The organism is Halomonas sp. TG39a (genome assembly GCF_000744395.1).
Taxonomy (GTDB): Bacteria; Pseudomonadota; Gammaproteobacteria; order Pseudomonadales; family Halomonadaceae; genus Vreelandella; species Vreelandella ventosae_B.
In genome coordinates this window covers 791148-812227 of sequence record NZ_JQLV01000001.1, presented here as the reverse complement: position 1 = coordinate 812227, position 21080 = coordinate 791148, and the positions used below count along the sequence as shown (strand labels likewise).

23 protein-coding genes are annotated in these 21080 nt (G+C 56.4%); 6 read left to right on the top strand and 17 right to left on the bottom strand.

The annotated features are described in order from the left end of the window. Positions 1 to 134: 134 nt before the first annotated feature. From U738_RS03530 to U738_RS03520, 3 genes are all read right to left on the bottom strand, one after another. Positions 135 to 431, bottom strand: coding sequence for a VOC family protein (locus U738_RS03530; RefSeq protein ID WP_231896740.1), 297 nt, complete (start codon positions 429 to 431; stop codon positions 135 to 137). Between the two features lie 62 nt (positions 432 to 493). Beyond that, the gene (locus tag U738_RS03525) at positions 494 to 976 is read right to left on the bottom strand and encodes a GNAT family N-acetyltransferase (protein WP_035577376.1); all 483 of its coding nucleotides are present in this window, start codon (positions 974 to 976) and stop codon (positions 494 to 496) included. A gap of 112 nt (positions 977 to 1088) precedes the next feature. After that, complete coding sequence (locus U738_RS03520; protein ID WP_035577374.1) at positions 1089 to 1985, bottom strand: DMT family transporter; 897 nt, start codon at positions 1983 to 1985, stop codon at positions 1089 to 1091. Positions 1986 to 2153: 168 nt separating this feature from the next. Here U738_RS03520 and U738_RS03515 point away from each other — a divergent pair, with 168 nt between their 5' ends. Beyond that, the gene (locus U738_RS03515; protein WP_035577371.1) at positions 2154 to 3035 is read left to right on the top strand and encodes a helix-turn-helix domain-containing protein; all 882 of its coding nucleotides are present in this window, start codon (positions 2154 to 2156) and stop codon (positions 3033 to 3035) included. 99 nt (positions 3036 to 3134) lie between these two features. Here U738_RS03515 and U738_RS03510 read toward each other — a convergent pair whose 3' ends face one another. Beyond that, positions 3135 to 4094 carry a LysR family transcriptional regulator gene (locus U738_RS03510; RefSeq protein WP_440870492.1) on the bottom strand — a complete coding sequence of 320 codons (960 nt, stop codon included), beginning with the start codon at positions 4092 to 4094 and terminating at the stop codon, positions 3135 to 3137. A gap of 118 nt (positions 4095 to 4212) precedes the next feature. On the opposite strand from U738_RS03510, the gene U738_RS03505 reads away from it, so the two are divergent. After that, a complete protein-coding gene (locus tag U738_RS03505) occupies positions 4213 to 4449 on the top strand; it encodes a hypothetical protein (protein WP_144810280.1) in 237 nt (78 codons plus the stop codon). 210 nt (positions 4450 to 4659) lie between these two features. On the opposite strand, the gene U738_RS03500 is transcribed toward U738_RS03505, so the two are convergent. After that, entirely contained in the window at positions 4660 to 5691 is a 1032-nt protein-coding gene (locus tag U738_RS03500; protein ID WP_035577367.1) for an aldo/keto reductase, read from the bottom strand. Then, positions 5691 to 6911: an MFS transporter gene (locus tag U738_RS03495; RefSeq protein ID WP_231896741.1), complete on the bottom strand. Its 1221-nt coding sequence runs from the start codon at positions 6909 to 6911 to the stop codon at positions 5691 to 5693. Before U738_RS03495 ends, U738_RS03500 begins: the two co-directional genes overlap by 1 nt. A 109-nt stretch (positions 6912 to 7020) precedes the next feature. Here U738_RS03495 and U738_RS03490 point away from each other — a divergent pair, with 109 nt between their 5' ends. Then, a complete protein-coding gene (locus tag U738_RS03490; protein ID WP_035577365.1) occupies positions 7021 to 7944 on the top strand; it encodes a LysR family transcriptional regulator in 924 nt (307 codons plus the stop codon). Here the strand turns inward: U738_RS03490 and U738_RS23775 are convergent. The 3 genes from U738_RS23775 to U738_RS03480 all read right to left on the bottom strand — a co-directional run bounded on the left by U738_RS23775 (position 7827) and on the right by U738_RS03480 (position 9445). Next, positions 7827 to 8078 carry a DUF6559 family protein gene (locus tag U738_RS23775; RefSeq protein WP_369333475.1) on the bottom strand — a complete coding sequence of 84 codons (252 nt, stop codon included), beginning with the start codon at positions 8076 to 8078 and terminating at the stop codon, positions 7827 to 7829. The two genes, U738_RS03490 and U738_RS23775, sit on opposite strands and share 118 nt — an antisense overlap. A 273-nt stretch (positions 8079 to 8351) precedes the next feature. Beyond that, entirely contained in the window at positions 8352 to 8864 is a 513-nt protein-coding gene (locus U738_RS03485; protein ID WP_152561122.1) for a hypothetical protein, read from the bottom strand. Between the two features lie 242 nt (positions 8865 to 9106). Then, entirely contained in the window at positions 9107 to 9445 is a 339-nt protein-coding gene (locus U738_RS03480) for a low molecular weight protein tyrosine phosphatase family protein (RefSeq protein WP_035583136.1), read from the bottom strand. Between the two features lie 226 nt (positions 9446 to 9671). Between U738_RS03480 and U738_RS03475 the strand changes: the two genes are divergently transcribed. Further along, positions 9672 to 11390 carry a DUF4153 domain-containing protein gene (locus U738_RS03475; RefSeq protein WP_081899031.1) on the top strand — a complete coding sequence of 573 codons (1719 nt, stop codon included), beginning with the start codon at positions 9672 to 9674 and terminating at the stop codon, positions 11388 to 11390. Here U738_RS03475 and U738_RS03470 read toward each other — a convergent pair. From U738_RS03470 to U738_RS03445, 6 genes are read right to left on the bottom strand one after another with little or no spacing between them, the layout of a single operon-like run. After that, a complete protein-coding gene (locus U738_RS03470; RefSeq protein WP_050713765.1) occupies positions 11387 to 12400 on the bottom strand; it encodes an aromatic ring-hydroxylating oxygenase subunit alpha in 1014 nt (337 codons plus the stop codon). The two genes, U738_RS03475 and U738_RS03470, sit on opposite strands and share 4 nt — an antisense overlap. Beyond that, positions 12400 to 13560, bottom strand: coding sequence for an ATP-grasp domain-containing protein (locus tag U738_RS03465; RefSeq protein WP_035577360.1), 1161 nt, complete (start codon positions 13558 to 13560; stop codon positions 12400 to 12402). The genes U738_RS03470 and U738_RS03465 overlap by 1 nt, the downstream gene beginning before the upstream one ends. After that, positions 13553 to 14788, bottom strand: coding sequence for a hypothetical protein (locus U738_RS03460; protein ID WP_050713766.1), 1236 nt, complete (start codon positions 14786 to 14788; stop codon positions 13553 to 13555). Before U738_RS03460 ends, U738_RS03465 begins: the two co-directional genes overlap by 8 nt. Further along, positions 14778 to 15626, bottom strand: a complete 849-nt coding sequence (locus tag U738_RS03455) for an MBL fold metallo-hydrolase (RefSeq protein ID WP_035577358.1) — start codon at positions 15624 to 15626, stop codon at positions 14778 to 14780. The genes U738_RS03460 and U738_RS03455 overlap by 11 nt, the downstream gene beginning before the upstream one ends. Beyond that, entirely contained in the window at positions 15623 to 16633 is a 1011-nt protein-coding gene (locus U738_RS03450; protein WP_035577356.1) for an NAD-dependent epimerase/dehydratase family protein, read from the bottom strand. Before U738_RS03450 ends, U738_RS03455 begins: the two co-directional genes overlap by 4 nt. Continuing rightward, on the bottom strand, positions 16630 to 17625 hold the full coding sequence (locus U738_RS03445) for a 3-oxoacyl-[acyl-carrier-protein] synthase III C-terminal domain-containing protein (protein WP_035577354.1): 996 nt from the start codon (positions 17623 to 17625) through the stop codon (positions 16630 to 16632). The genes U738_RS03450 and U738_RS03445 overlap by 4 nt, the downstream gene beginning before the upstream one ends. Positions 17626 to 17838: 213 nt before the next feature. Here U738_RS03445 and U738_RS03440 point away from each other — a divergent pair, with 213 nt between their 5' ends. Continuing rightward, complete coding sequence (locus tag U738_RS03440; RefSeq protein ID WP_035577352.1) at positions 17839 to 19086, top strand: AGE family epimerase/isomerase; 1248 nt, start codon at positions 17839 to 17841, stop codon at positions 19084 to 19086. A 67-nt stretch (positions 19087 to 19153) separates the two neighbouring features. On the opposite strand, the gene U738_RS23160 is transcribed toward U738_RS03440, so the two are convergent. Beyond that, positions 19154 to 19291: a DUF899 family protein gene (locus U738_RS23160; protein WP_268746293.1), complete on the bottom strand. Its 138-nt coding sequence runs from the start codon at positions 19289 to 19291 to the stop codon at positions 19154 to 19156. Between the two features lie 14 nt (positions 19292 to 19305). Continuing rightward, complete coding sequence (locus U738_RS03435; RefSeq protein ID WP_197671949.1) at positions 19306 to 20097, bottom strand: alpha/beta hydrolase; 792 nt, start codon at positions 20095 to 20097, stop codon at positions 19306 to 19308. A gap of 135 nt (positions 20098 to 20232) precedes the next feature. Here U738_RS03435 and U738_RS03430 point away from each other — a divergent pair, with 135 nt between their 5' ends. Beyond that, positions 20233 to 21054 (top strand): aldo/keto reductase, encoded by an 822-nt coding sequence (locus U738_RS03430; protein ID WP_035577350.1) that lies wholly within the window; start codon positions 20233 to 20235, stop codon positions 21052 to 21054. Positions 21055 to 21080 lie beyond the last annotated feature (26 nt).

Sequence of the window (21080 nt, the reverse complement as noted above, 5' to 3'; positions counted from 1 at the left end):
TACAACAATGAAACGCGGCGATGGAAAAAAGCTGACCGGGCAGAGAGTATTTATGTGTTTTTTGGTGGCTCGATATCTTCACCAAAAATGATTTTATACCCCTCGGGAGTTGTGACACCAAACTCACGCATGCCTCACGATTTACCAGCAATTGCCTGAAAAATATCAGCTCCACGGCCCTGATAGTCATTATAAATTTCGTCAATACCTACACAGTTCACATAGGCAAAGTACGAATGTTCTTGCGTTTCACGAGCGGAAATTTCATCAGGGCAGTGGCCTAACATGATATGAAAACTGCCAAGGCTGAAAAACGACCAACCCTCCACGCGAAATTGGACAGAAAAGCCAAGCTTGTCGAGAAAGTAGCTTTCGATACGCTCAATATCCTTGACCGCAAGAACATGCTGGGTTGAGGTGACTGCAAACATTGATGGCTCCTTTCAGCGGTATGAATACTCACCATACCTGCAGAATTCATGGTTATTTACAGTTATCTACTAGCAAACTCTTCGAGCGCTTTGCCTGCCAATCGGTAGCCAACCCATTCATTTTGCGGCTTTGCGCCTATTGACTCATAGAACTGGATAGCCGGTTCATTCCAATCAAGTACGCTCCACTCAAAACGACCGCACTCTTTCGATACAGCAATACTAGCTAGATGTTTCAGAAGCGCTTTACCAGCACCAACGCCCCTATGTTCAGGAGAAACATACAAATCCTCAAGATATAACCCATGCTTACCAAGCCATGTTGAGAAATTGAAAAAATAAACAGCAAAACCAATAGGTTCGTTATTAAAGGTACAAATAACGGCTTTCGTAGTCGTGTTGGCACCAAACAAAGCGTTTTCTATATCCGCGACTGTCGCTAATACTTCATGCTCTGCTTTCTCATAAATCGCAAGTTCTACGACAAACTTATGGATTAAAGCCGAGTCTTCAATGGTCGCTTGACGGATGTCTACTCCTGACATTTTACACTCCAGTATTCAACAATATATAGCAGTAACTATAAGCCCAGACACGTAAACTTTAACCACCCGTGGCAGTGCCTCTTTAAGTGAATAGCGGCGCCCCCCTTATCAACTAAGCGGGTTGTAGCCACCGCCAGACTAAACCATGGGCATTAAACATCAGCAGGTTGCCACTCACAATCATTGCTAACCCTATAAGTGCATCCGCATGCCACTGGTAACCCTCGAACACCGTTGACAGCGCCAGCGCAACCAAAGGAAACAATACCGTCGCGTAGGCCGCTTTACCGGCACCAATCCGGCCAACCAGCATAAAGTAGGCACCAAAGCCTCCTACCGAGCCTATTACCGCCAAATAAACCAAGGCTCCCAAGTATCTCGGTTCCGCTGGCAGGCTAAAACTGGCCCCCTGCGACCATGCAATCGACCCCATTAGCACTCCCCCATACAGCATGGCAAAGGCGTTGGTAGTGTTGATTTTCAGACCCCGCCGCTGGTGCCTGACCGACACCATGTTACCCAGCGAAAACCCGTAGGTGCCCAGCAACGCCAAGCCAATGGCGCCCAGCAGTTCCCACGTAGCCTCAACGGTGACCAGATCCTGCCAGAAAATCAGCGCCATACCCGGCAGACCAAGGGCCAACGCCAGGTAGAATACCCGCGGAACCGGTGTGCGAAAGAACAGGTAGCCATTGACCGCATTAAACAGTATCGACATCGAAAACAGGATAGCAATCAGGCCGCTGGGTAGATAACCCGCAGCGGTATAGAAGCAGTAGAAATTCAGCCCAAACACACAGCCACCCTGCAACAGGCAAAAAAGATGATCCCTGGCTTGCAGAGCCTGACGCCTGCGAAACAACGCAAGCCCGCCCAGCAACACCAGCGCAGCGATGAGGAAGCGGTAAAACACCGAGACTGGCACCGCCACGTCGCCCACTTGCCAGGCAATAGCCAACCAGGTCGATCCCCAGATCAGAACCGTTGAGATATATAAAAAGCTATTCATGGCTTGCCCTTCCCTGAGTGGTTAGCGTCAGCCATAGTGTCGCTTCCAAGGTACAGACTGGCTTGCCAGCGATTGCCCTTGTTTGTCTATTCTTGCGGTTGAATGATCCGTTGGATTGAGTTTCGAACTGAGCCTGAGTACTGTTAACGAAGTGCCCAGGAGCCGCCAATGTTCACCGATACCTTGAACCACTATCCCAGGATGAGACAGACGCAGGCGCGTCTGGTGAGTAGCACCCAGCTAAAAAACGGCATGGCGCTGGCACGTTGGAGTAACTTAAAAGACCGTATTGAGAACATTCACTCAAACCACCACACTCTGAGCGTTTATCTTAACGGTGCAGAGAACTCCCTGCGCTGGCAGGGTTCACAAACCATTGCCAGCGCGACCAGCAACAGCGTGTGTTTAATGCCCGCCAACCTGGACACCAATTGGGAAGTACGCGGGCCTATCTCACATCTGCATTTCTATTTCAGCGACACTCACCTGAGCCAGTTGATCGAACAGGTATGGGATAAAGATGGCCAACGTGTACAACTGGACGAAATCGACTTTGCCGAGGACGCCCTGCTCACTCAGCTGTTTTGCACTACCCTTGGCCAGAGCAACTGGCAAGACCCTCTAGATCAAATAGCGCTGGATTCCGCCACCCAAACGGCATTGATACATACTCTACGCCACTACAGCCAGCGCCGCCTGCCGACTTTGCGCCCCACTGGTGGCCTGCCTACATGGCAATTAAAACGCGTGGTGGAGTTTATTGAGCATCACCTGAACCAACCGCTTACGCTAACAGACATGGCGGGCGTCACCGGCCTGAGTGACTTTCACTTCGCCCGTATGTTCAAACAAACCACTGGCTACCCACCACATCGCTATGTGCTGAACCGTCGTCTTACCCAGGCGCGCCACTTGCTGGTGGAGTCATTTCTGAATATGACCGAGATTGCATTACAATGCGGTTTTGGCTCTAGCAGTCATTTCAGTAACCGCTTTCGCGCAGAGACAGGCGTCAGTCCTACGGAGTATCGGGCGAAACAACGTAGCTAGAGACTAGCCCGCGTCTTATTCTGCTTTTCATTACTCATAGTTTTCCGCTGCCTACGTACAAATGCACAGGCAGCTTATATATTGCATTAGCGAACCAAGCTAGCCTAATAATGGCCCTGCCAGGCGTTGTTTCTGTGCACGAACAGTTTCTGTTAGAAAATCCATAAACGCATGAATCCTCACTACGCCACGTAGATCCGGGTGCATTAGAAACCACAAGCCGTATTCCAGCTCGGGGATGGGATCAGTGAGCTGGATAATGTCTGGGTCTTCGTCGGCAAGATAGCAGGGCAGAACGGCCAACCCCATACCGGAGCGAACAGCGCTGAGTATATTGACCAGGGTATCCACACGGTAGACACAGGCCGTTTTTAGCGCGTGCTTATCCATCCACTGATCCAATGCTGAATCCTGCAATCGTGATCCGGCACCAATCCAGGGTTGGCTAGCAAGGCTCTTGATGGAAGCCCCTGGTGTCAAATTGAGGCTTCGGTGTCCGTAGACAGCTTGTCCAATAGCGGTCAGCGGTCGCCCAATCAGATTTTCAGGGGGAGCGTTGGATGGACGGATGGCGACGTCAGCTTCTCTGCGTGTCAGGTTGAACAACTGGTTGGATACGGCGACATCCAGCACGATGCCTGGATATGTATGCTGAAACTGTGTGAACAGCGGAGAGAGCAGTCCCATCAACAAAGAGTCCGTTGTGGTAGTCCAAATTTCCCCTTTCGGCTCCAAGTCGCGCCCGGCGACTTTACGTTCGGCGTCCAAAGCTGCTTCATCCATTATTCTGGCGGTGCCGGCAAGCTCTTCTCCAGCAAGCGTTGGCCGGTAGCCAGTTCGGCTTCTTTCAAAAAGAGAAACACCCAGACGCTGTTCGATATCACCCAGCCGTCGGAAAACCGTGGCGTGACTGACGCCCAGAGCGCGTGAAGCACCAGACAAAGAGCCTGCATTCGCTATTGCCAGGACAACCTCAAAGTCATTCCAGGCCAGATGGCTCCTTGTATTCTGTGGAATGGCAGGGGGTTGCCGGAGATTCTTGCCTGTTCGTTTTTGCAAAGTTAATGCTCGCTTTTATGGAATACCTTGCAGTTTAGAACAAGATTAGCATGAACCTGAACCTATGAAACCACGCTTTCATCCCGTCACCTGGGACGACGCAATAGAGGTCAGGAACATGTTGAACTCAAGAAAAGAGCAGAACTTGCAACGCCACGTCTCGTTACCCTGCGGCGATAAAGATGGCATGCCAAAAGGAAGTGCCGACGATTCGCTCAAGGAAAGCATCCCTTCCAGATACTGCGATGGCCGAGGAGGCATTAATCTTGAGCGTGTGCGGCTGGATCAGCACGAGGCTCGGCGACAGGTCATTCAGTCGATGATACGCCATCTCCAACAGGTGTGGTCTCGCTGATGAGACACCGCATGAGCAACGTCTAATGCGGCCAATACGCGTAGCTTCGCTGTGGGTCTGGGCCACAATGGAAAGCCATCACTGTGACTACGCTTACTAGGCTCTTAAAGATCCCCAAACATTATTTTTTGTAATGCCAAAACATTAATGGCACATCAATACTCGGGCGGGGCGCCGGAGCACCCCTTTCTCAGTTTCAGTGAATGTCAGTCATACCAGTGGTGGATTACGCTCAGCGAACTGGCCGTTCCAATAGGGATAATAGGGGTAAGGCGGAGTCACCGCACTCGCCTCATCCAGACGTGCGACCTGGGTTTCATCAAGGCGCCAGCCAACCGCACCGAGATTCTGCCGTAACTGGGTTTCGTCCCGGGCCCCCATCAAAACCGATGACACCGTTGGACGGCGCAGCAACCAGTTAATCGCTACCTGGGGCACGCTCTTGCCGACTTCTTCAGCGATCTCAAATAGCACGTCCAGTACTCGGTACAGTCTTTCATTCGGCACCGGCGGCGCGAATTCTTCGGTCTCGTGAAGACGGCTCCCGGCGGGCAGTGGTTGGCCACGCCGAATCTTACCGGTCAGGCGGCCCCAGCCCAGCGGGCTCCACACCAGAGCACCCAGGCCTTGATCCTGCCCCAACGGCATCAGCTCCCACTCGTAATCCCTGCCCACCAGGGAGTAATACGTCTGGTTCGCTACGAAGCGCGCATAGCCATAACGCTCGGCAACGCTCTGGGACTTCATCAACTGCCAACCAGAGAAGTTGGATGCCCCTAAGTAGCGAACCTTACCAGCCCGCACCAGATCATCCAGTGCGGACATCACCTCCTCCACCGGGGTCATGGCATCGAAGTGATGCAGTTGCAGCACATCGATATAATCGGTTCCCAGCCTTTTTAGTGCGCGCTCGGTGGCGCGGATCAAGTGGTGTCGAGAGCTGCCCACGTCATTGGCGTCCTCCCCGCTGCGTAGTGACAGCTTCGTGGACACGATCACCCGGTCACGACGGCCTTTGATCGCCGCACCAAGGATCGCTTCCGATGCACCATCGGAATAAACATCTGCGGAGTCGAACAGATTGACCCCAGCGTCCAGGCATATATCGATCAGCCGCTTCGCTTGCTCAACATCGGTATTGCCCCAGGCACTGAACAGCGGCCCCTTGCCACCAAAGGTGCCAGCTCCAAACCCCAATGCAGGCACTTTGAAACCAGACCGCCCTAGATAACGATATTCCATCACACTCGCTCCTGTTCGCAGGAAATTGCCGAGGCAGGCCCAATGGACTCGCCATGCTCACGCTTGATTGCCCAGACGGCCACTGCCAGCCCGGTAAGAGCAACCAGTGCGGCGGCGCCAGGCACGGCGGTAAAGCTGCCGCTTCGCTCGATCACCACACCACCCAAGCCCGCACCAATGGCATTGCCCAGATTGAACGCACCGATATTGAAGCTGGACGCCAGGCTGGCCGCGCCTTCCGCCCGGTTAAGTACCCACAGTTGCAAGGGCGCCACCGTCGCGAAACCGGCCATGCCCAGCAGGCCGACGAAGACCACCGTTGTCCACTGATAGCCGAGCGCAAAAGGAAACAGGCCCAGCACCGCCGCCAGCACTGCCAATGTGGTTATCAGGGCCGGTGTCAGCCCACGATCCGCGAGACGTCCGCCGAGCAGGTTACCGATGATCATGCCGACGCCGAATACCAGCAGAATCAGCGACACCACATCCTGGGAGAAACCGGCGATGCCCGTTAGCATCGGCTGGATGTAGGTAAACACGGTGAACACCCCGGCGATGCCAAGCGCTGTCATCAACAGCCCCAATAACACCGTGGGTCGACCGATCGACGCCAGACTCTTTTGCCAACCCAATGTCTCACCGTCACCGCTGTCACGAGGCACCATGAGGGCGATCACCAGGGTCGCCAGTACGCCCACACCGGTAATTGCCCAGAAGGTGGTGCGCCAGCCGTATTCGTGCCCCAGCCAAGCGCCAGCGGGCACGCCCAGCAGCGTCGCCACGGTCAAGCCGGTGAACATCGTGGCGATGGCACTGGCCCGTTTGTCCGGCGCTACCAGGCCAGTGGCGACCACCGAACCGACGCCGAAAAAAGTGCCGTGTGCTAGAGAAGTCGCCACCCGGGCAACCATCAGCATCGAGTAGTTCGGAGCCAGCGCGCAGGCTAGGTTGCCGAGGGTGAAAATAATCATCAACGCCACCAGCACCCTCTTGCGAGGCCAGCGGGCGCTAGCAATGGTGAGCAACGGCGCACCCACGAACACACCCAAGGCATAGCCGGATATCAGCAGGCCCGCTTGGCGGATGCTCACATCCAGGTCAGCGGCCACTTGCTCCAGCACGCCCATGATTACGAACTCGGTGGTGCCGATGCCGAAGGCACCAATGGTCAAAGCGTAGAGCGCCCAGGGAACCGGGCGCGAAGAGATTGAAGTCATCATCGAAACATCCATCAGGGAGTGATGAAACGAATGCTAGACCCGCATCGCCCTCCTTGATACCTTTAGTATCTTCAATGACTTTCAAGATTTAATTGATAATGAGACGGCCATGGATCGCCTGAGCGACATCGCCCTTTTTCTTCGCGTGGTGGATCTGGGCACGATCAGCGCTGCCGCCCGCAGCCTTGACCTGTCAGTGGCCGTGGCCAGCCAGCGGCTACAGCGGTTGGAAAAGGGTCTCAATGTCCGGCTGTTGCACCGCACAACCCGTCGCCTCCACCCCACCCCAGAGGGGCTCGCGCTGGCGGAACAAGGCCGCGAGTTGGTGGAGGGGCTGGAAGCACTCACCCAGGATCTACGCGGCAGCGCCGACAACGTCACCGGCACCCTGCGCGTCACCCTGCCCCACTCCTTCGGGCGTCAGTACATTTCACCGCTGTTGCCCGAGTTCCTTAACCGTTATCCCCGGCTGGATCTGTGTGTCGGCCTGACTGACCAGGTAGTGGATCTGGTGGGTGAGGGCTACGATCTGGGCATTCGCATCGGCATTCTGGAAGATTCCAGCCTGGTGGCCCGACGCCTGGCCGACGACGAGCGGGTACTGTGCGCCTCTCCCGACTACCTGAAACGCCACGGCACCCCACAACACCCCGGCGACCTGGCCGATCACCAATGCCTGGTACTTTCCAGCAGTCGGCGTCGGCAGGATATCTGGCACCTCACCGACAACCAGGGGCAAAGCGAGGCGATACAAGTAGGCGGCCGCATACGCAGCAATCAGGGTGAAATGCTCACCGAGGCGGTACTCGGCGGCCAGGGGATCGCGCAGCACTCGGTGTGGCACATCCACGAATACCTGCGCAACGGCCAATTGAGCGTGGTGCTACCGGATTACCGGTTAACGGAAACCGGCATCTACGCGGTGATGCCCCAGCGGCAGCTGGTGCCGCCTCGGGTGCGGGCGTTTGTGGCGTTTCTAGAAGAGCGGCTCGCTGAACACCCTGTCTGGGCGTTGCGGCGGGAAAAACAGTAAGGGTCAATAATCCGCTTTACCTGCAGCTGTGTGTAATATTTCTGGCGGCCATAATCGTTGACCAAAACGTTATGCAATTTCTCTATGTAGCTTTTAATAGCACGCTTCTTCTTAAAGTTATCGAGTAGCCCCACCCTTAACCTCTATTCTTTAATAAATACCAGGAAACCTCTGGTTAACTATTACGCTTGGCCATACTCTATTAAGAATCGGCTCGTGCACGAGTCCAATCAAAGCACTCATTTACAACCCGTAACTTCGCACGCGAATCCGATTCTTTTTAATAGGCTGTGTCCTTACCTGGCCTGCGCACGCCGACTTTTCAGAAAAATCCTAGGCATTAGTCAGACTCTATAGGCAACTGTTTTTAAACTTCCCCTGTGAGCTCGTTAAGACGCTCTGTTTACTCATGGCCCAAACAAACCCTGTGACACCGCAAAGAGTGCGAAGAGAGGAATTGCCACGACCGTTGCGGCCGCATCAAATGTAATGGCAACAGGCGTTGCGATAACACGCCCGGCTGTATCGATGGGGCCCCTGGGCATGCTCATACTGACTTGATACTCCTTTTCGAGCTTTTCAAGCGGCAAACTTCCTTCAATGGTATATCGCTCGCCTCTAATCTCCCGTATCAACTGGAAGCTATCGGTGACGGGGTTTTTCGTAAAGCCCAATGCGGTTAATTGACTGACAAGTTCGGCTGAAGGGTTCTGTTCATGCAGTGTAAGCTTAATGCTGCCGGTCACCACATTGGAGCTAGAGAGCGAGAAGCCGCTAAATTCGGGAAGAAACTCAACTTCTCGGCTAAGCATCAGCGCCTGGCCAAGTTGCTGCTGAGAGGGAAATAAAAAAGCTTCACGCTGCGTGGTGACCACTAAATCGTTCGTTTCTTTATTAACGTAGAAGCCGTTGACGGCCATCACTCTCTCTGGCTTGGGCTCCCACAGTTTTGTGGTGCAGCCCGCTAAAAAAATACATAGAACGATCACTACTCGATACATGCTTCCCTCCTAGTTATGGCTCATGGCAGTCAAAGTAAACTTTACCTGACCAGAGCTTTAAAAAACCAGGTTTTTTATAAGTATAATTTCATATAAACCTGAAATGGGAGGAGAACGACTCTTCATCGCTATGATCAATACTACGGCGCACCAGCTCCTCGCTATGTTTCGACTGCCGACAGCCGCACATACTCAGGAACCCTTTCCTTGAGCAAGGTGATGAGTTCAGGCTGCATTAACTCGTAGTGGTCGGGAATATCCAGGCAGACTAATCTCTTCCCCTTGAGTAACTCCCCGTACGTCTTGGCGACTTCATTCCGATGGCTCTTTTCCATCACTAGGACGATGTCAGCCCACTCAATTAAGCACCAAGAAACCGGCGTTTTAGCACTCGAACTTGTTCCAGCTCCGATTGCTTGAATACCGGGGTAAGCTGAAAAGATACGTTCAGCCGTCGGACTGCGGAGTCTATTTGCGCTGCATATAAACAGAAGATTCAAAGCTCCTCCCTGGCCCGGCTTTACGACGTGCCTAAAGCACAGCATAATTAATTAGCAGTATTTCGTGCCGTCTATCTTTGCACTTTGCAACCTTTGTAACTTTCTCACGTTATTATAGTTGCTTAGAGCTAGTTAATTACTTAGAGCCAGCTAGTTACTTAGGGCTCGTTAGCTGCTTAGAAGAATTACGGCCCCCACGCCGCCACTCAACCGTAGAAGAGCTGTCATGGACGATAATCGCCTAAATACCCTGGACCGGGCCACCAGTCTGGGCTTGATTTTTCTCGCCTTTGTACAGGGTTGTGCGCTCTATGCGCTACATTTGGCTATCGACCATGAGTACTGGCTGGTCGCCGACCAGCGCTGGCTTAAGGCGCTCTACACCGTCGCAGTCGCCTTGCCAGCGTTTTATCTGATCAGCATCGTGCGACTGCGTGATCGCATCAACTTCCTACCGCTGCTGCTGGCTCCCCTACTGTTTTGGCTGGGCTGGCACCTTGGCTGGGTTGAGCAGGTGCCCGAGCCGCAGCAGTGGGGAGGCCACCCGTTTACCTTTGCCTTTTGCATGGCCGTAGGAGTTGCCTTGTTTATTCTTGCGCTGCTCTTTCGTAGCAGCGCCGCCAGTGGCACTTGGCCAAAAACCTATCAGCCCATGCTGGATTACTCATGGGAGCACGCCCTGACAATCGCCCAACTAGGCCTATTCATTGGCGTTTTTTGGAGCTTGCTATCTTTGTGGGCAGCGCTCTTTTCAGCCATTGGCTTAGACTTTTTCAAAACATTGTTCCAAACACCCGCTTTTTTCTATCCAGTCACCTGGCTGGTGATTGGCATGGGGCTGGTGATGATCCGCAATCGCTTTCGTTTTATCGCGAGCGTAAGACTGATGTGCGAAGCGCTTATCAAGGCGCTACTGCCGCTGGTCGCCCTAATCATATTGATGTTCTTTGCCGTGCTGCCCTGGACCGGGCTACAGCCGATATGGGATACCGGCAGAGCTGCGCAAATACTTATGGCGCTGATGCTGACCCTGCTGCTGTTCTTCAACGCCGTTTTCTATCAAACCGATAACAAGCTGCCCTATCCTATATGGTTACGCAGCGCCGTTATGCTCGCCGTCGTATTGCTGCCGATAGGTAGCCTGCTGGCCGCCTGGGCGCTCTGGCTACGAATCGACCAATATGGACTCAGCTTGGATAGGCTCTGGGCGGCACTGCTGCAAGTGCTAACCGCGGCCTTTACCTTCAGCTATAGTTTGATTCTGCTTTGGCAACGGCAAGCAGCAGTACCCAATCTACAGCGCGCCAATGTTGGCTTGGCCCTGCTGGTGGCCGGGGCGCTGATCGTGGTTAATACGCCGCTGGCGGATATGCGCCACTGGGTGGCCCAGCATCAGGTCAAGCGGTTGATAGACGGACGCACCACTGTGGATGCTTTCGACTACCGCTATCTACGCTTTCACCTCGGCCAGCCGGGCAGTTTGGCATTACAAGCACTCGCTGACAGCGAGTTTGCCCAATCGCGACCTGAGCTGATACGGCGTATTGATCTCTCGCTAAAGCAAACCAATCGCTGGAACCAGGATCCACTCGTGGATACCCACAACCTGGATGATGTCGCCCAGCAGTTTAGCGTGAACCCTGAAGACGCCACGCTACCCGAGCCACTGCTCGCCTTGTTAATTGAGCAGGGCTCAGCCTGCCTAAGCCAAGTTGAACCCTGCCAAGCGTTTCAGGTAAGCAATGAGCATGAATTACAATGGCTTATCTACGCGTCCTACAGCTCGCATGGACAGGTCTATACCGAGCACAATGCAGGCTGGCAGCATTGCGGCCCACCCTCGAAAGCGTCAGGCAACAAATACAAGCCCGCGCAGAGTCAAACGATGCTCGGATTAATTAAGGTGCCGGCTCCCCGCCTTGTCGAGGGTTTACGCGGGGGCTAAAGCCTTACCTCCACGGCTGGATCAGTGCCGGGCTCTAACTGCTCACCGACCCAGAGTCGATGCAACCTGGTTTTGAGAATATCGCCAGGCCCAGAGATGAATTTAGGTTGTCCGAAGTGAGTCATCACTTCGTGCTGGCGCTCTAGTGCACGACGATCCTGCGAGACCACTGGGGCCAGGAACAATCGTATGGCTGCTTGTTTGAGCCAGCTTGGCGCCAACCCCTTGGGTGTCGAAAAGCGCGCGAAAGGAGTGAAACTACTTCCTGTCGCTGGTGTGAAAATGGCGGTGACACACAGGGTTAGCTTGGTCTCACCTTCCCAGCGCGCTTGAACCGTAGTGGGCGGATAATAGCGCGATACACTGCGCGAGCGGTCGCGCTCCAAAAAGCGCGACATCAGACCATAGTCAGGCTGGGTTTGCTCGATGGCCATATCGATCCCGTCGCCGTGGCTGGTAACAATCAGCTCCACTGGCAAGCGTCGATCCCGGCGACGAATAAAACCATGATGCAGATGATTGGTGTGGAACGGATCCATCACATTTTCAACCGCATCGTAGGCGCGACCCACCCAGGTGCCTTGTTGCCACCAGAAATGATCAAGTTCAGGGTTGCCAAAATCAGGCGGTAACACGGGCTCGGGCGGTGCCGCGTCAGAAAGCGCCACAAAGATCCCGCCGTGCCGTTCGACTACGCGCAGTGCGTCGGCCTTCAGCTTTTGATCATGGGCCGTATCGACCAAACAACCGGGCACTTCGATACAGGTTCCATCGCTTGCGAAGCGCCAGCCGTGGTAAGGGCACTCGAGTGCCCCCTTGTGCACACGCCCTTCAGAAAGTGGGTAATTGCGGTGCGGGCAGCGATCAACCAAGGCGCCAATCCCCTCTTCGCTGCGAAAGAGTGCAATCGGTGTATCGCAACACATGACCTTTTGCGCTTTGCCGCGTTTCAGGTCTTTCGATAAGGCAACCATGTGCCAGGCATCACGGACTGACTGGGGGAATGTCATTAAGGCAGCTCCTCACCATTCCACTCGAGATCGTAAGTGGCGGCGGCATTCGTCGAGATATTGTGTTTGAAACCCGTCAGGGAGAAGGAGGCGGCGTCGCAAAGCGCACCAAGCAAAGGCCAGCGATCGCCAGGCCGAGACACCACGTCGCGCCCGGTAGCAACGCAGCGCCACCAATCGCGCATACGCGCACCACGCACCGCCTGCGACAGGCCAAATACGACCATCGCCGGGCCAAGATAAAGAGTGCGTGGCGCGGCTTCAGGTGCGGCGATCCCGTCACCGATTGCATGGGCAAGATGACCGGCACCAGTGAGCAGATGCACACCGCTGGTCGCGCGCGGATTGCACTCAAGCAAGTAAGCAACGCCAGCTTCATCGAACATTGCATCGCAGGCGAACTGCCCATGAATGGCGGCACACTGCGCCAGGCGAACAGCTATTTTTCGTAGCGCTTCGCGATGCTGATCAGCGACAGGTTCGAAAGCATAGCCAGCCCCTCCGCCCAGGCGCCAGCTGGAACGGTAGGCAGCAAAGGCAACCAACTCTCCCCGATGCGCCACGCCGTGAAAGCAGACTTCTTCGCCGTAAATACGCGTTTGTGCCATCCAGGGGTTGTCGTGGCTGGGTGTAATAGCGGACAACGCACGCCGGCCTGGGGCGACCAGTGCGCTATCACCGAATCGGCTAAAACGCGGTTTGAACACCCACTCGCGACTTCTGCTAGCGAAGCGAGTCAAGTCTTCTACGGAGTCTATCGGATGGCTGTCCGGCACGGGCAGGCCCCATTCGCCACAGTGGCGCGCAAAGGCGAGCTTGTCGTGTAGTTGGCGCAACGTGGCAAGGTTAGGCACAAACAGGCGCTCACCCAATCGGCACTGAAGGGCGGGCGCCGCAAGATGGAAAACCTCCTCGCAGGTCGGCACCACCCGCTCGAAACCGAAGGTATCGACTAGCTCGACAATACGCGCGCGAAAGGCTTCGCCCTGCTGCCGTGGCGCGGGATAGCGGTGAACCCGCGCAGGTGCTTGCGACCAGCGCGCCATGCGCACCGGTACGCTGTCAGCCAGATGCGGCTCCCATCCGGCGGCGGCGAAATCCCGGGCAATATCCAGCGCGGCAACCGCCCGGGCGCCGGTAATAAGCACGCGTCTAGCCATCACGCCACACCACTTTACGGCGCTTGGGGCCGCTCCACGCGCTTAGATCATGAAAGACCTCAACCGGCACCGGCAAATCCCATGCCTGGCTCAGCGCCTGTGCAGCCGTGGTTGAAATCGTGGCTGGGCAAGGCGGCGACAAATGCAGCACGACGCGCTCAGGCCCCGCTTCAGCCTGCCAGATCTTGTCGCCCCCCAGCACCGTCTCAAGCGCGGCTACCACTTGGGGTGGCGTAACGCTCTGATCTGCAAAGCGCCAGATATCGTTCACCCGGCCTTGAGGCGCATGGATGACGCGACCCGCAAAACCGCACGGGCAGGAACAAGCGTCGAGCTCAAGATAATCGTCGCCGCGAACACGGACAATCGGTTGGCTGGTGCGGCGAAGGTCGGTAATGATCGGTCGATAGCCGGGCGTGCCGGGAACCGGCTCAAGCTCGATAGCCATCGCATGATCGTTGAGATGCAGCCGGCCGTTGGCACACTCAGCGGCCAGAAACCCTTCGGTCGCTTGGTATATTTGGCGTGGCCTTACCCCTAACCGCTCAGTAAAGAAGTGGCGCTCAGCTTCACCGGCGGGTTCGCTGCCGCAAAACAGATGCTGCAGCGAGGGGAAATGCGCCCCTGCTTCAGCGAAAGCGGCCAGCCGATGGGGCGGTGCGATCAGGATCGTCGGCTCGAATTGCGCCAATTCCGCAACGCTCTGTTCAATCGACGCTTCGAGGGGGAAATGGGCAAACGTAAACCGCCCTCGCCCCACATCGCTGTAGAGCGCATTACTGGCGCGCAAATGCAGGGCGAGCCGCTGGCGCTTGAGCAAGGCACGCGCCGGTAGCAGTCGGGCCAGGCTCTGGCCGATGTAGTCGGCACGTTCTGCGGGGCTGGAGAGAAATAGCCCTCGCGCACCGCCTCCCGTTCCGGTCGACCAGCCTGCCGACAATTCGCCAACGGCTGTGCCTTGCTCTGAGGCGGCGGCCAACCCGCGCAGTTCCTCATCGCTCATGCCTAGGCTATTCCAAGCGCCGTAATCAGCACGAAGATCCGCGATGTCAGTGACCGGAAACTCCGCCAGATCACGACCGGCATATCTTGCCAGTGCGGGCGTAAGGGCGATGACAGGCTGCAGCTTGCGCCACATGCTGGCTCGCCGCGCAGCCAGTTGCCCCGGCGACAGGCTCAGCGCACGCCGCGTTCGTATCCATGCGGCTAAGACCCGGTCAGTTCGCATAATGGTCACCAAAACGCTTGGCACTGGCAGCGCAATGCGAAGGTAGGATGACCAAGTCGCCATTGCAGCACGACCCCTCGCTCAACAGGTTTAGCGTTGCTCGATAACGACGGGTATCACCGAGAAGCGTGGTGGTAAGCCACGGCGGCGGCCGGCGCTGCGTGATTGATTTGCCAAGCCACACCGCATCAGCAGCCAGCAAGACCTGGCGATCGTCGGTGGTGCGCAGTGCCAGCCCCCAGTGGCCGACGCAATGACCGGGCAGTTCGACGGCGATCAGACTACCGTCACCCAGGATGTCACGACCTTCGCTGAAGGGCGCGAACCCACTGGGTAACGCCACTGCTGGCGCATCTTCGAAAAAGCGAGCATTTGCATCGGCTGCCTGGGGAACCAGCGCAGGCAGCAGGCCCTGGCGCACGCGGCCAAAGCGACCCGGTCGGCGCAATTCGGAAAGGCCCGCACGGGCGCAATAGACCGGCCGCTGGGCAAGGTGGGTCATTCCCGCGACGTGGTCGCCATGAAAATGCGAGATGATGGTGCCAGCAATCGCGCTGTCTTCAATCCCATGGGTCGCGAGCCAGGCGCTCCACGCCTGCTGTGCATCAATTTTGACCGGCGTTGTCCAGCGATAGAACCGCTCGGGAAACGTCTCGGTTGCATCGATAAAAGCAGGATCATAGCCGGTATCAAACAACAAAATATCCCGCGTCGGGTGCTCAATCACCCCCACCATGGCGGGAAAATCAACCGCACATAGGCTCCCACCTGAGAGAGTGGCGATCTCTGGATGGCGGCATAAACCGCGTTCAAGCCAACGGAATCCGACGCGGATCATGGCTGCTTTTCCTGCGTGGCAAGCTGCCGCGCTTCGGCCAGCAGAGTCGCCAGTGCATCATGCTGGGGTCGGTAGCCGAGTAATCGCTGAGCAGGCTCGAGATCAAAGGTCTGAGAGTAGGCCAGCGTCGCCAGCTTGTAACGGGTCAGCATCGGCTCGCGAGCAGAGCGCATCAGCAGCGCAGCGTTTTCACTGAGCACAGCAATAGCACGCGCCAAGCCAACCGGCAGCGAGACAAGCTGCGGTGTTTTTCCCAACGCATCGGCGAGCTTACCAGCCACCTCTCGTACCGCAATGGGGCTACCTCCCGATATGTTGATTGCCTTTCCGGCAAGCCCGACTGCCTGCTCCTCAGCGGCGCAGATAGCCCATGCGGCGTCGCGCAGATCGGTCAACTCAATCAGCGCCCTGCCGCCACGCGGAAGCGGCATCCGCTCGCGCCCCGCAAGCTCGGCCAGCTTGGGCAGGATCACCTGATCGCCCGGCCCCACTAGCGCCCGCGGGCGAATGGCGCAGCAGGCCATGGCGTCTTCCCGCGGCGCAAGCACGCTGCGTTCCGCCGCGTGCTTGGTACGTGCGTAATGATTAAGTGGCTGAAGCGCGGGGCCGTCATATTCGCCGATGGCTATCCGGTCACGATACGCAGCAAAAACTGACGGCGAAGAAACAAACACGAAACGCTCAACGCCCGAGCGGCTGGCCGCTTCAAGCAGGCGTTCGGTCAGTTGAATGTTGTGAATCTCAAATGCTCGCCGGGGGCCCCAGCTGGCCGATAAGGCGGCGGCATGAATCACGCTATCGACATCCTTTAAGAGCCCGCGAAAATCAATTTCTGGCTGGGTAAGATCCGCCCTAACAAACTGCGCGCCGAGTGACGTAAGCGCCTCGCCCGCCGCCTGCGAACGCCCTGTGGCTCGCACAGCATGCCCGCGTTTTAGCGCCTCGCGCACCAGCGCCATGCCCAGCCCGCCGGTCGCCCCGGTGATAAGGATACGCCGTTGACTCATAGATTGAGCACCATTGCACTGGCACTGATCCCCGCGGCAGTGCCCAACAGCAGGATATAGTCACCCGGCTTGGCGACCCCCGTCGTGAGTGCGTGGGCGAGCACGCTCGGGATTGAGGCGGCGATCTGGTTACCGGTCGTTGGGAAGATATTGACCACGCGGTCACTGTTGGGCGCGAAAAGCCGCTTGATATGCTCGACCCCTGGCGCACTCGCCTGGTGGCAAATCACGCAGGCGAGATCATCCTTGCTTATTTCCGCCTGCTCGAGCGCACGCTCGATGACGCCAGGCAACGCTTTGGCAGCGGCCTTGAAGATGCCAAAGGCGTCCATCTCGAAATAGGAACCGGCGACCAGCGCCTGGTAACCTTCAGCGATGCGCAACTTTGTGCCGCCCGCGCGAAGCTGCGCTAGCGCATGGTGAGCACCATGGGTAACCGAAACGCTTGAACGCATTCCACAGATTGGGTCTGACGTCGCCTCAATCGCCAGTGCCGCTGCGCCATCGCCAAAGATGGAGCGCGTTTTCGGTTCCTCAGGATTAAGCCCTGCCGACGCAATATCGCTCGCAAATACAAGCGCTCGCCGCCAGCGCCCGCAGGCAATTCCCATAGCGGCGATATCCAGTGCCACCATAAAGGATAAACAGGTCTGGTTAACGTCGAAGCTAGGCACGCCGGACTGGCCAAAGCCGAGACGGTTCTGGACTAAAGCGGCTGTAGACGGAATCGGTTGCTCCATAACGCCACAACCGCCAATGATGACGTCGGGCGGTGTATTGCCCCAGCCAGCGCGGTTCAACGCCTCGCGGGCGGCCTCGGTCGCCATCATCGAGGTAGTCTCCTCCTCGCTCGCGACATGGCGCGCGGCAATGCCAAACTGACGTTCAGTCCAGCCGGGCGATTGACCTTGACGCTCGTCCAGGGCGCGCGAAGTTAACAGGGTGCGAGGGCGATAGCTGCCCCACCCGGCAATCGTAAAGTTGCTAATCATATGTCCAATTCTAATCGATTCGCTCTCATACTCTAATAAAGCTTAATATCAATCAATTAGAAATTAGACGATGTTCATTTTATGGTTAACTTGGCGGATTGCGTAAAGGAGAGCCAATCACACGCTAAATATAGTCTTCCAGCTGTCAGACCGGCGGCACCATCGTCAATGGCTGAGGCGAGATCCCACTCGATCACATAAGGCATGGCTGCGATGAACCACGACACCGATCAAAAACCCCAGCGCTGGCTTAATAGTGCCACCCATCACCACTGGCTGACCCGCGAAGGGCTCGCATTGTTCGAATTTCATCGCCAGGCGCGTCTGGCCTCTGGCGGTTTCGCAGTACTCAATGGTGACGGGCGCATTCCCGACGGCGCCAGCGCCGACACCATGCTCACCGCACGCATGGCGCACAGCTGTGCCCTGGCGGCGCTACAAGGCTTACCAGGCGCTGCAGCACTGGCCGAGCATGCCATTCGCGCGTTGTCTGGCAAGCTGCGCGACGAGCATCACGGAGGCTGGTTCGGGGCCGACCCCGCCACCAGCGAAGACCTCACTAAGCAGTGCTATACCCATCACTTCGTCGCCCTCGGTGCCGCCACTGCAACCCACGCCGACATTCCCGGCGCGGCGGCTCTGCTCGAAGAGGCCATTGGAGTGATCGACACCCGCTTCTGGTCGATGGATGAGCAAGCTTTTGTCGAGAGTTTTAGCCAGGACTGGAGCGAACTGAGCGACTACCGCGGCGGTAACAGCAACATGCACGGCGTAGAGCTGTGCTTAGCACTAGCCGATGTGCGCGACGAACCGCTATGGCTTGACCGGGCGCTAGCCATCGTTGAACGGCTGATTCACCACCACGCGGCTCCCCGGGATTACCGCATCCTCGAGCATTTTCATGGCGACTGGTCAGAATGGCCGGAGCACAACGCCGACCGCCCCGACGACGGGTTCTATCCCTATGGCGCCACGCCGGGACACGGTTTCGGGTGGTCGCGACTGATGCTACACCTGGAGGCAGCGCTTGAATCTCGCGGCCGCGCAGCTCCTTCTTGGTTATTCGCTGACGCCGCGGCGCTATTTGACGCCAGCCTGCGTGACGGCTGGGCCACCGACGGCGCCCCGGGGCTAGTGTATACCGTGGATTGGGAGGGTCGCCCAAACTCCCTGCGGCGTCGCCACTGGACTCACGCCGAAGCACTGGCCGCCTCTGCCGCGTTTCTACGGCGCACAGATCAGCCCCACTACGAGCGCTGGTATCGGCGGCTTTGGGATTTCATCGATACCACTTTTATAGATCGCGCGCGGGGCGGCTGGTATCAGGAACTCGACGGTAAGCTACAGATCGACACTACCGAAGGCGACATCAAGCCCGATCTCTACCACGCTTACCAGGCAACGCTGCTACCGCGGCTCCCCTTGGCACTCAATTTAGCGTTGACTGTCGAGCGGCTGTAGTAGTTCAATCTTATTAACTTATAGAGAAGTCTAGTCCCGCTGAAACGTCGGCAGGTTATCTGTCACCTCATCGACAACCAGGGCAAATAACGATGGCAATGTCTTCGCCCACCAATGTCGTTGCGCCAACGTCCTCGTTGAAAGCGCTTCCGAAAGACGAGTACCAGAGAATCATCCAGCCCATACGTGCTTTGTAGTGCGGCAGTTTAAGACACTACGTTATGATTTGTTGTACGCGACACACGTTTGAACAGCACTCGAAAATCGAGCCGGACTCTCCGCCATCATTAGATGCCCTGTGTCCGCAATGTTAATTCGCATCGTGCATGTCCGAGTTAACCAATCGGGTACGTCCCAACCATCAGGCGATCGAGAGCCAGCAATTAAACTGACGGCAAGGCCAGAATCGATAAGGCGAGAGAGGGTTTGGAGATACGTACTCGGCTTCGTCGCTTCGACTACCGCTTTGGCTTGCGCTTTTATGGTCGTCGCTGGCTGATTGGAAAGCCAGGAGGTAGCTAAACGCGACGTCCATTCCGTAATAGGCACGCCGGCGCTCGCGAACCAATCAGATGGCGCGTGCCTATAACCGGCCACTATTTCTTCAACTTTCTCTATCGGCATAGAGGCCAATTCGGCAGACCAGAAAGCGTCTTTAATAGTGAGGTTTCCTTCCACGCTGATTAAAGACGCCACTAGCTCTGGAAAACGATCGGCCAGCAAAACTGCAATTGCGCCTCCTACCGAGTGTCCTACGATGTGAGCCTGTTCAATTCCGGCGTCTAAAATGTACTTAGCAACGTGTTCCGCTTGAGCGAGTAAATCGATGCCTGCTGTTTCTTGCTGGGAAAGCGCGCCGTAGCCAATCAAGTCAGGCGCATGCACCTCTACTTGATCGAACTCTGCCAATATTTTCGGATCGTTCAAAGAGCCAAACAAACCGTGAATAAGAACGACCGCTTGCTTTCTATGCGTCATTTCAATTTCCTCGCTCAATAAGATTCTCAACATTATGTCGCTCGTTGAGCATACTCAAGGAGCGTCCGATGGATTGCCGTGTTGGTTGATTGGTAGCTTATACTCCTTCGGGTGGTTACTGCATTTAATGAACATGAGTCGGAACAGCATCACAACCGGGAAGAGACTATGCAGACGATCGAACTAGGCGGAGAAAGTGTACCCCGCATAGGCCAGGGAACCTGGCATATGGGCGAGAATGCCGGGCAGCGGCAGGCTGAGGTCAGGGCGCTGCGCGAAGGGCTGGATCTGGGCATGACGCTGATCGATACCGCCGAGATGTATGCCGAGGGTGGCGCTGAGGAGATCGTTGGCCAAGCTATCCACGGTCGGCGCGATGAGGTGTACCTGGTCAGCAAGGTCTACCCCCACAACGCCAGCACTAAGGGTGTACAAGCCGCCTGCGAGCGCAGCCTGCGCCGATTGGGCACTGACACTATCGATCTGTACCTGCTGCACTGGCGCGGCCAGTATCCATTGAGCGAAACAGTGGAAGCGTTTGAGCGGCTGCGCGAGCAGGGAAAGATACTGCGCTGGGGCGTGTCGAACTTTGATATTGACGACTTAGTAGAGCTCGACGCGCCAGCTTGCGCCACCAATCAGGTGCTCTATAACCCTGAAGCACGGGGCATTGAATACGACCTGCTGCCCTGGCAAGCGCAACACAACATGCCGCTCATGGCCTATTGCCCCATTGGGCAAGGCGGCGCGCTATTGCATAACGCCGCCCTGCAACGCATAGCCGACAAACACAGCGCCACCACCGCGCAAGTCGCCCTCGCCTGGGCACTGCGCCACTCTGGCGTGATTGCTATTCCTAAAGCCGTAAATCTGGAGCACCTCAAACAGAACTTTGATGCAGATAACGTCAGACTCGATGAAGATGATCTGGCCCAGATCGACGCCGCCTATCCTCCGCCAACGCGCAAGCAGCCTTTTCAGATGGTGTGAGCCCGAGCAATTAACGGCACAGCACT

What these genes read in the sequence shown, in the direction of transcription:
- U738_RS03465 (WP_035577360.1), bottom strand. Translation starts at nt 13,560, where the DNA reads ATGGCTAGACGCGTGCTTATTACCGGCGCCCGGGCGGTTGCCGCGCTG.
- U738_RS03460 (WP_050713766.1), bottom strand. Translation starts at nt 14,788, where the DNA reads ATGCGAACTGACCGGGTCTTAGCCGCATGGATACGAACGCGGCGTGCG.
- U738_RS03495 (WP_231896741.1), bottom strand. Translation starts at nt 6,911, where the DNA reads ATGATGACTTCAATCTCTTCGCGCCCGGTTCCCTGGGCGCTCTACGCT.
- U738_RS03520 (WP_035577374.1), bottom strand. Translation starts at nt 1,985, where the DNA reads ATGAATAGCTTTTTATATATCTCAACGGTTCTGATCTGGGGATCGACC.
- U738_RS03490 (WP_035577365.1), top strand. Translation starts at nt 7,021, where the DNA reads ATGGATCGCCTGAGCGACATCGCCCTTTTTCTTCGCGTGGTGGATCTG.
- U738_RS03515 (WP_035577371.1), top strand. Translation starts at nt 2,154, where the DNA reads ATGTTCACCGATACCTTGAACCACTATCCCAGGATGAGACAGACGCAG.
- U738_RS03450 (WP_035577356.1), bottom strand. Translation starts at nt 16,633, where the DNA reads ATGAGTCAACGGCGTATCCTTATCACCGGGGCGACCGGCGGGCTGGGC.
- U738_RS03505 (WP_144810280.1), top strand. Translation starts at nt 4,213, where the DNA reads ATGTTGAACTCAAGAAAAGAGCAGAACTTGCAACGCCACGTCTCGTTA.
- U738_RS03435 (WP_197671949.1), bottom strand. Translation starts at nt 20,097, where the DNA reads ATGTTGAGAATCTTATTGAGCGAGGAAATTGAAATGACGCATAGAAAG.
- U738_RS03430 (WP_035577350.1), top strand. Translation starts at nt 20,233, where the DNA reads ATGCAGACGATCGAACTAGGCGGAGAAAGTGTACCCCGCATAGGCCAG.
- U738_RS03530 (WP_231896740.1), bottom strand. Translation starts at nt 431, where the DNA reads ATGTTTGCAGTCACCTCAACCCAGCATGTTCTTGCGGTCAAGGATATT.
- U738_RS03470 (WP_050713765.1), bottom strand. Translation starts at nt 12,400, where the DNA reads ATGACATTCCCCCAGTCAGTCCGTGATGCCTGGCACATGGTTGCCTTA.
- U738_RS03500 (WP_035577367.1), bottom strand. Translation starts at nt 5,691, where the DNA reads ATGGAATATCGTTATCTAGGGCGGTCTGGTTTCAAAGTGCCTGCATTG.
- U738_RS03525 (WP_035577376.1), bottom strand. Translation starts at nt 976, where the DNA reads ATGTCAGGAGTAGACATCCGTCAAGCGACCATTGAAGACTCGGCTTTA.
- U738_RS03445 (WP_035577354.1), bottom strand. Translation starts at nt 17,625, where the DNA reads ATGATTAGCAACTTTACGATTGCCGGGTGGGGCAGCTATCGCCCTCGC.
- U738_RS03475 (WP_081899031.1), top strand. Translation starts at nt 9,672, where the DNA reads ATGGACGATAATCGCCTAAATACCCTGGACCGGGCCACCAGTCTGGGC.
- U738_RS03455 (WP_035577358.1), bottom strand. Translation starts at nt 15,626, where the DNA reads ATGATCCGCGTCGGATTCCGTTGGCTTGAACGCGGTTTATGCCGCCAT.
- U738_RS03440 (WP_035577352.1), top strand. Translation starts at nt 17,839, where the DNA reads ATGAACCACGACACCGATCAAAAACCCCAGCGCTGGCTTAATAGTGCC.
- U738_RS03485 (WP_152561122.1), bottom strand. Translation starts at nt 8,864, where the DNA reads ATGGCCGTCAACGGCTTCTACGTTAATAAAGAAACGAACGATTTAGTG.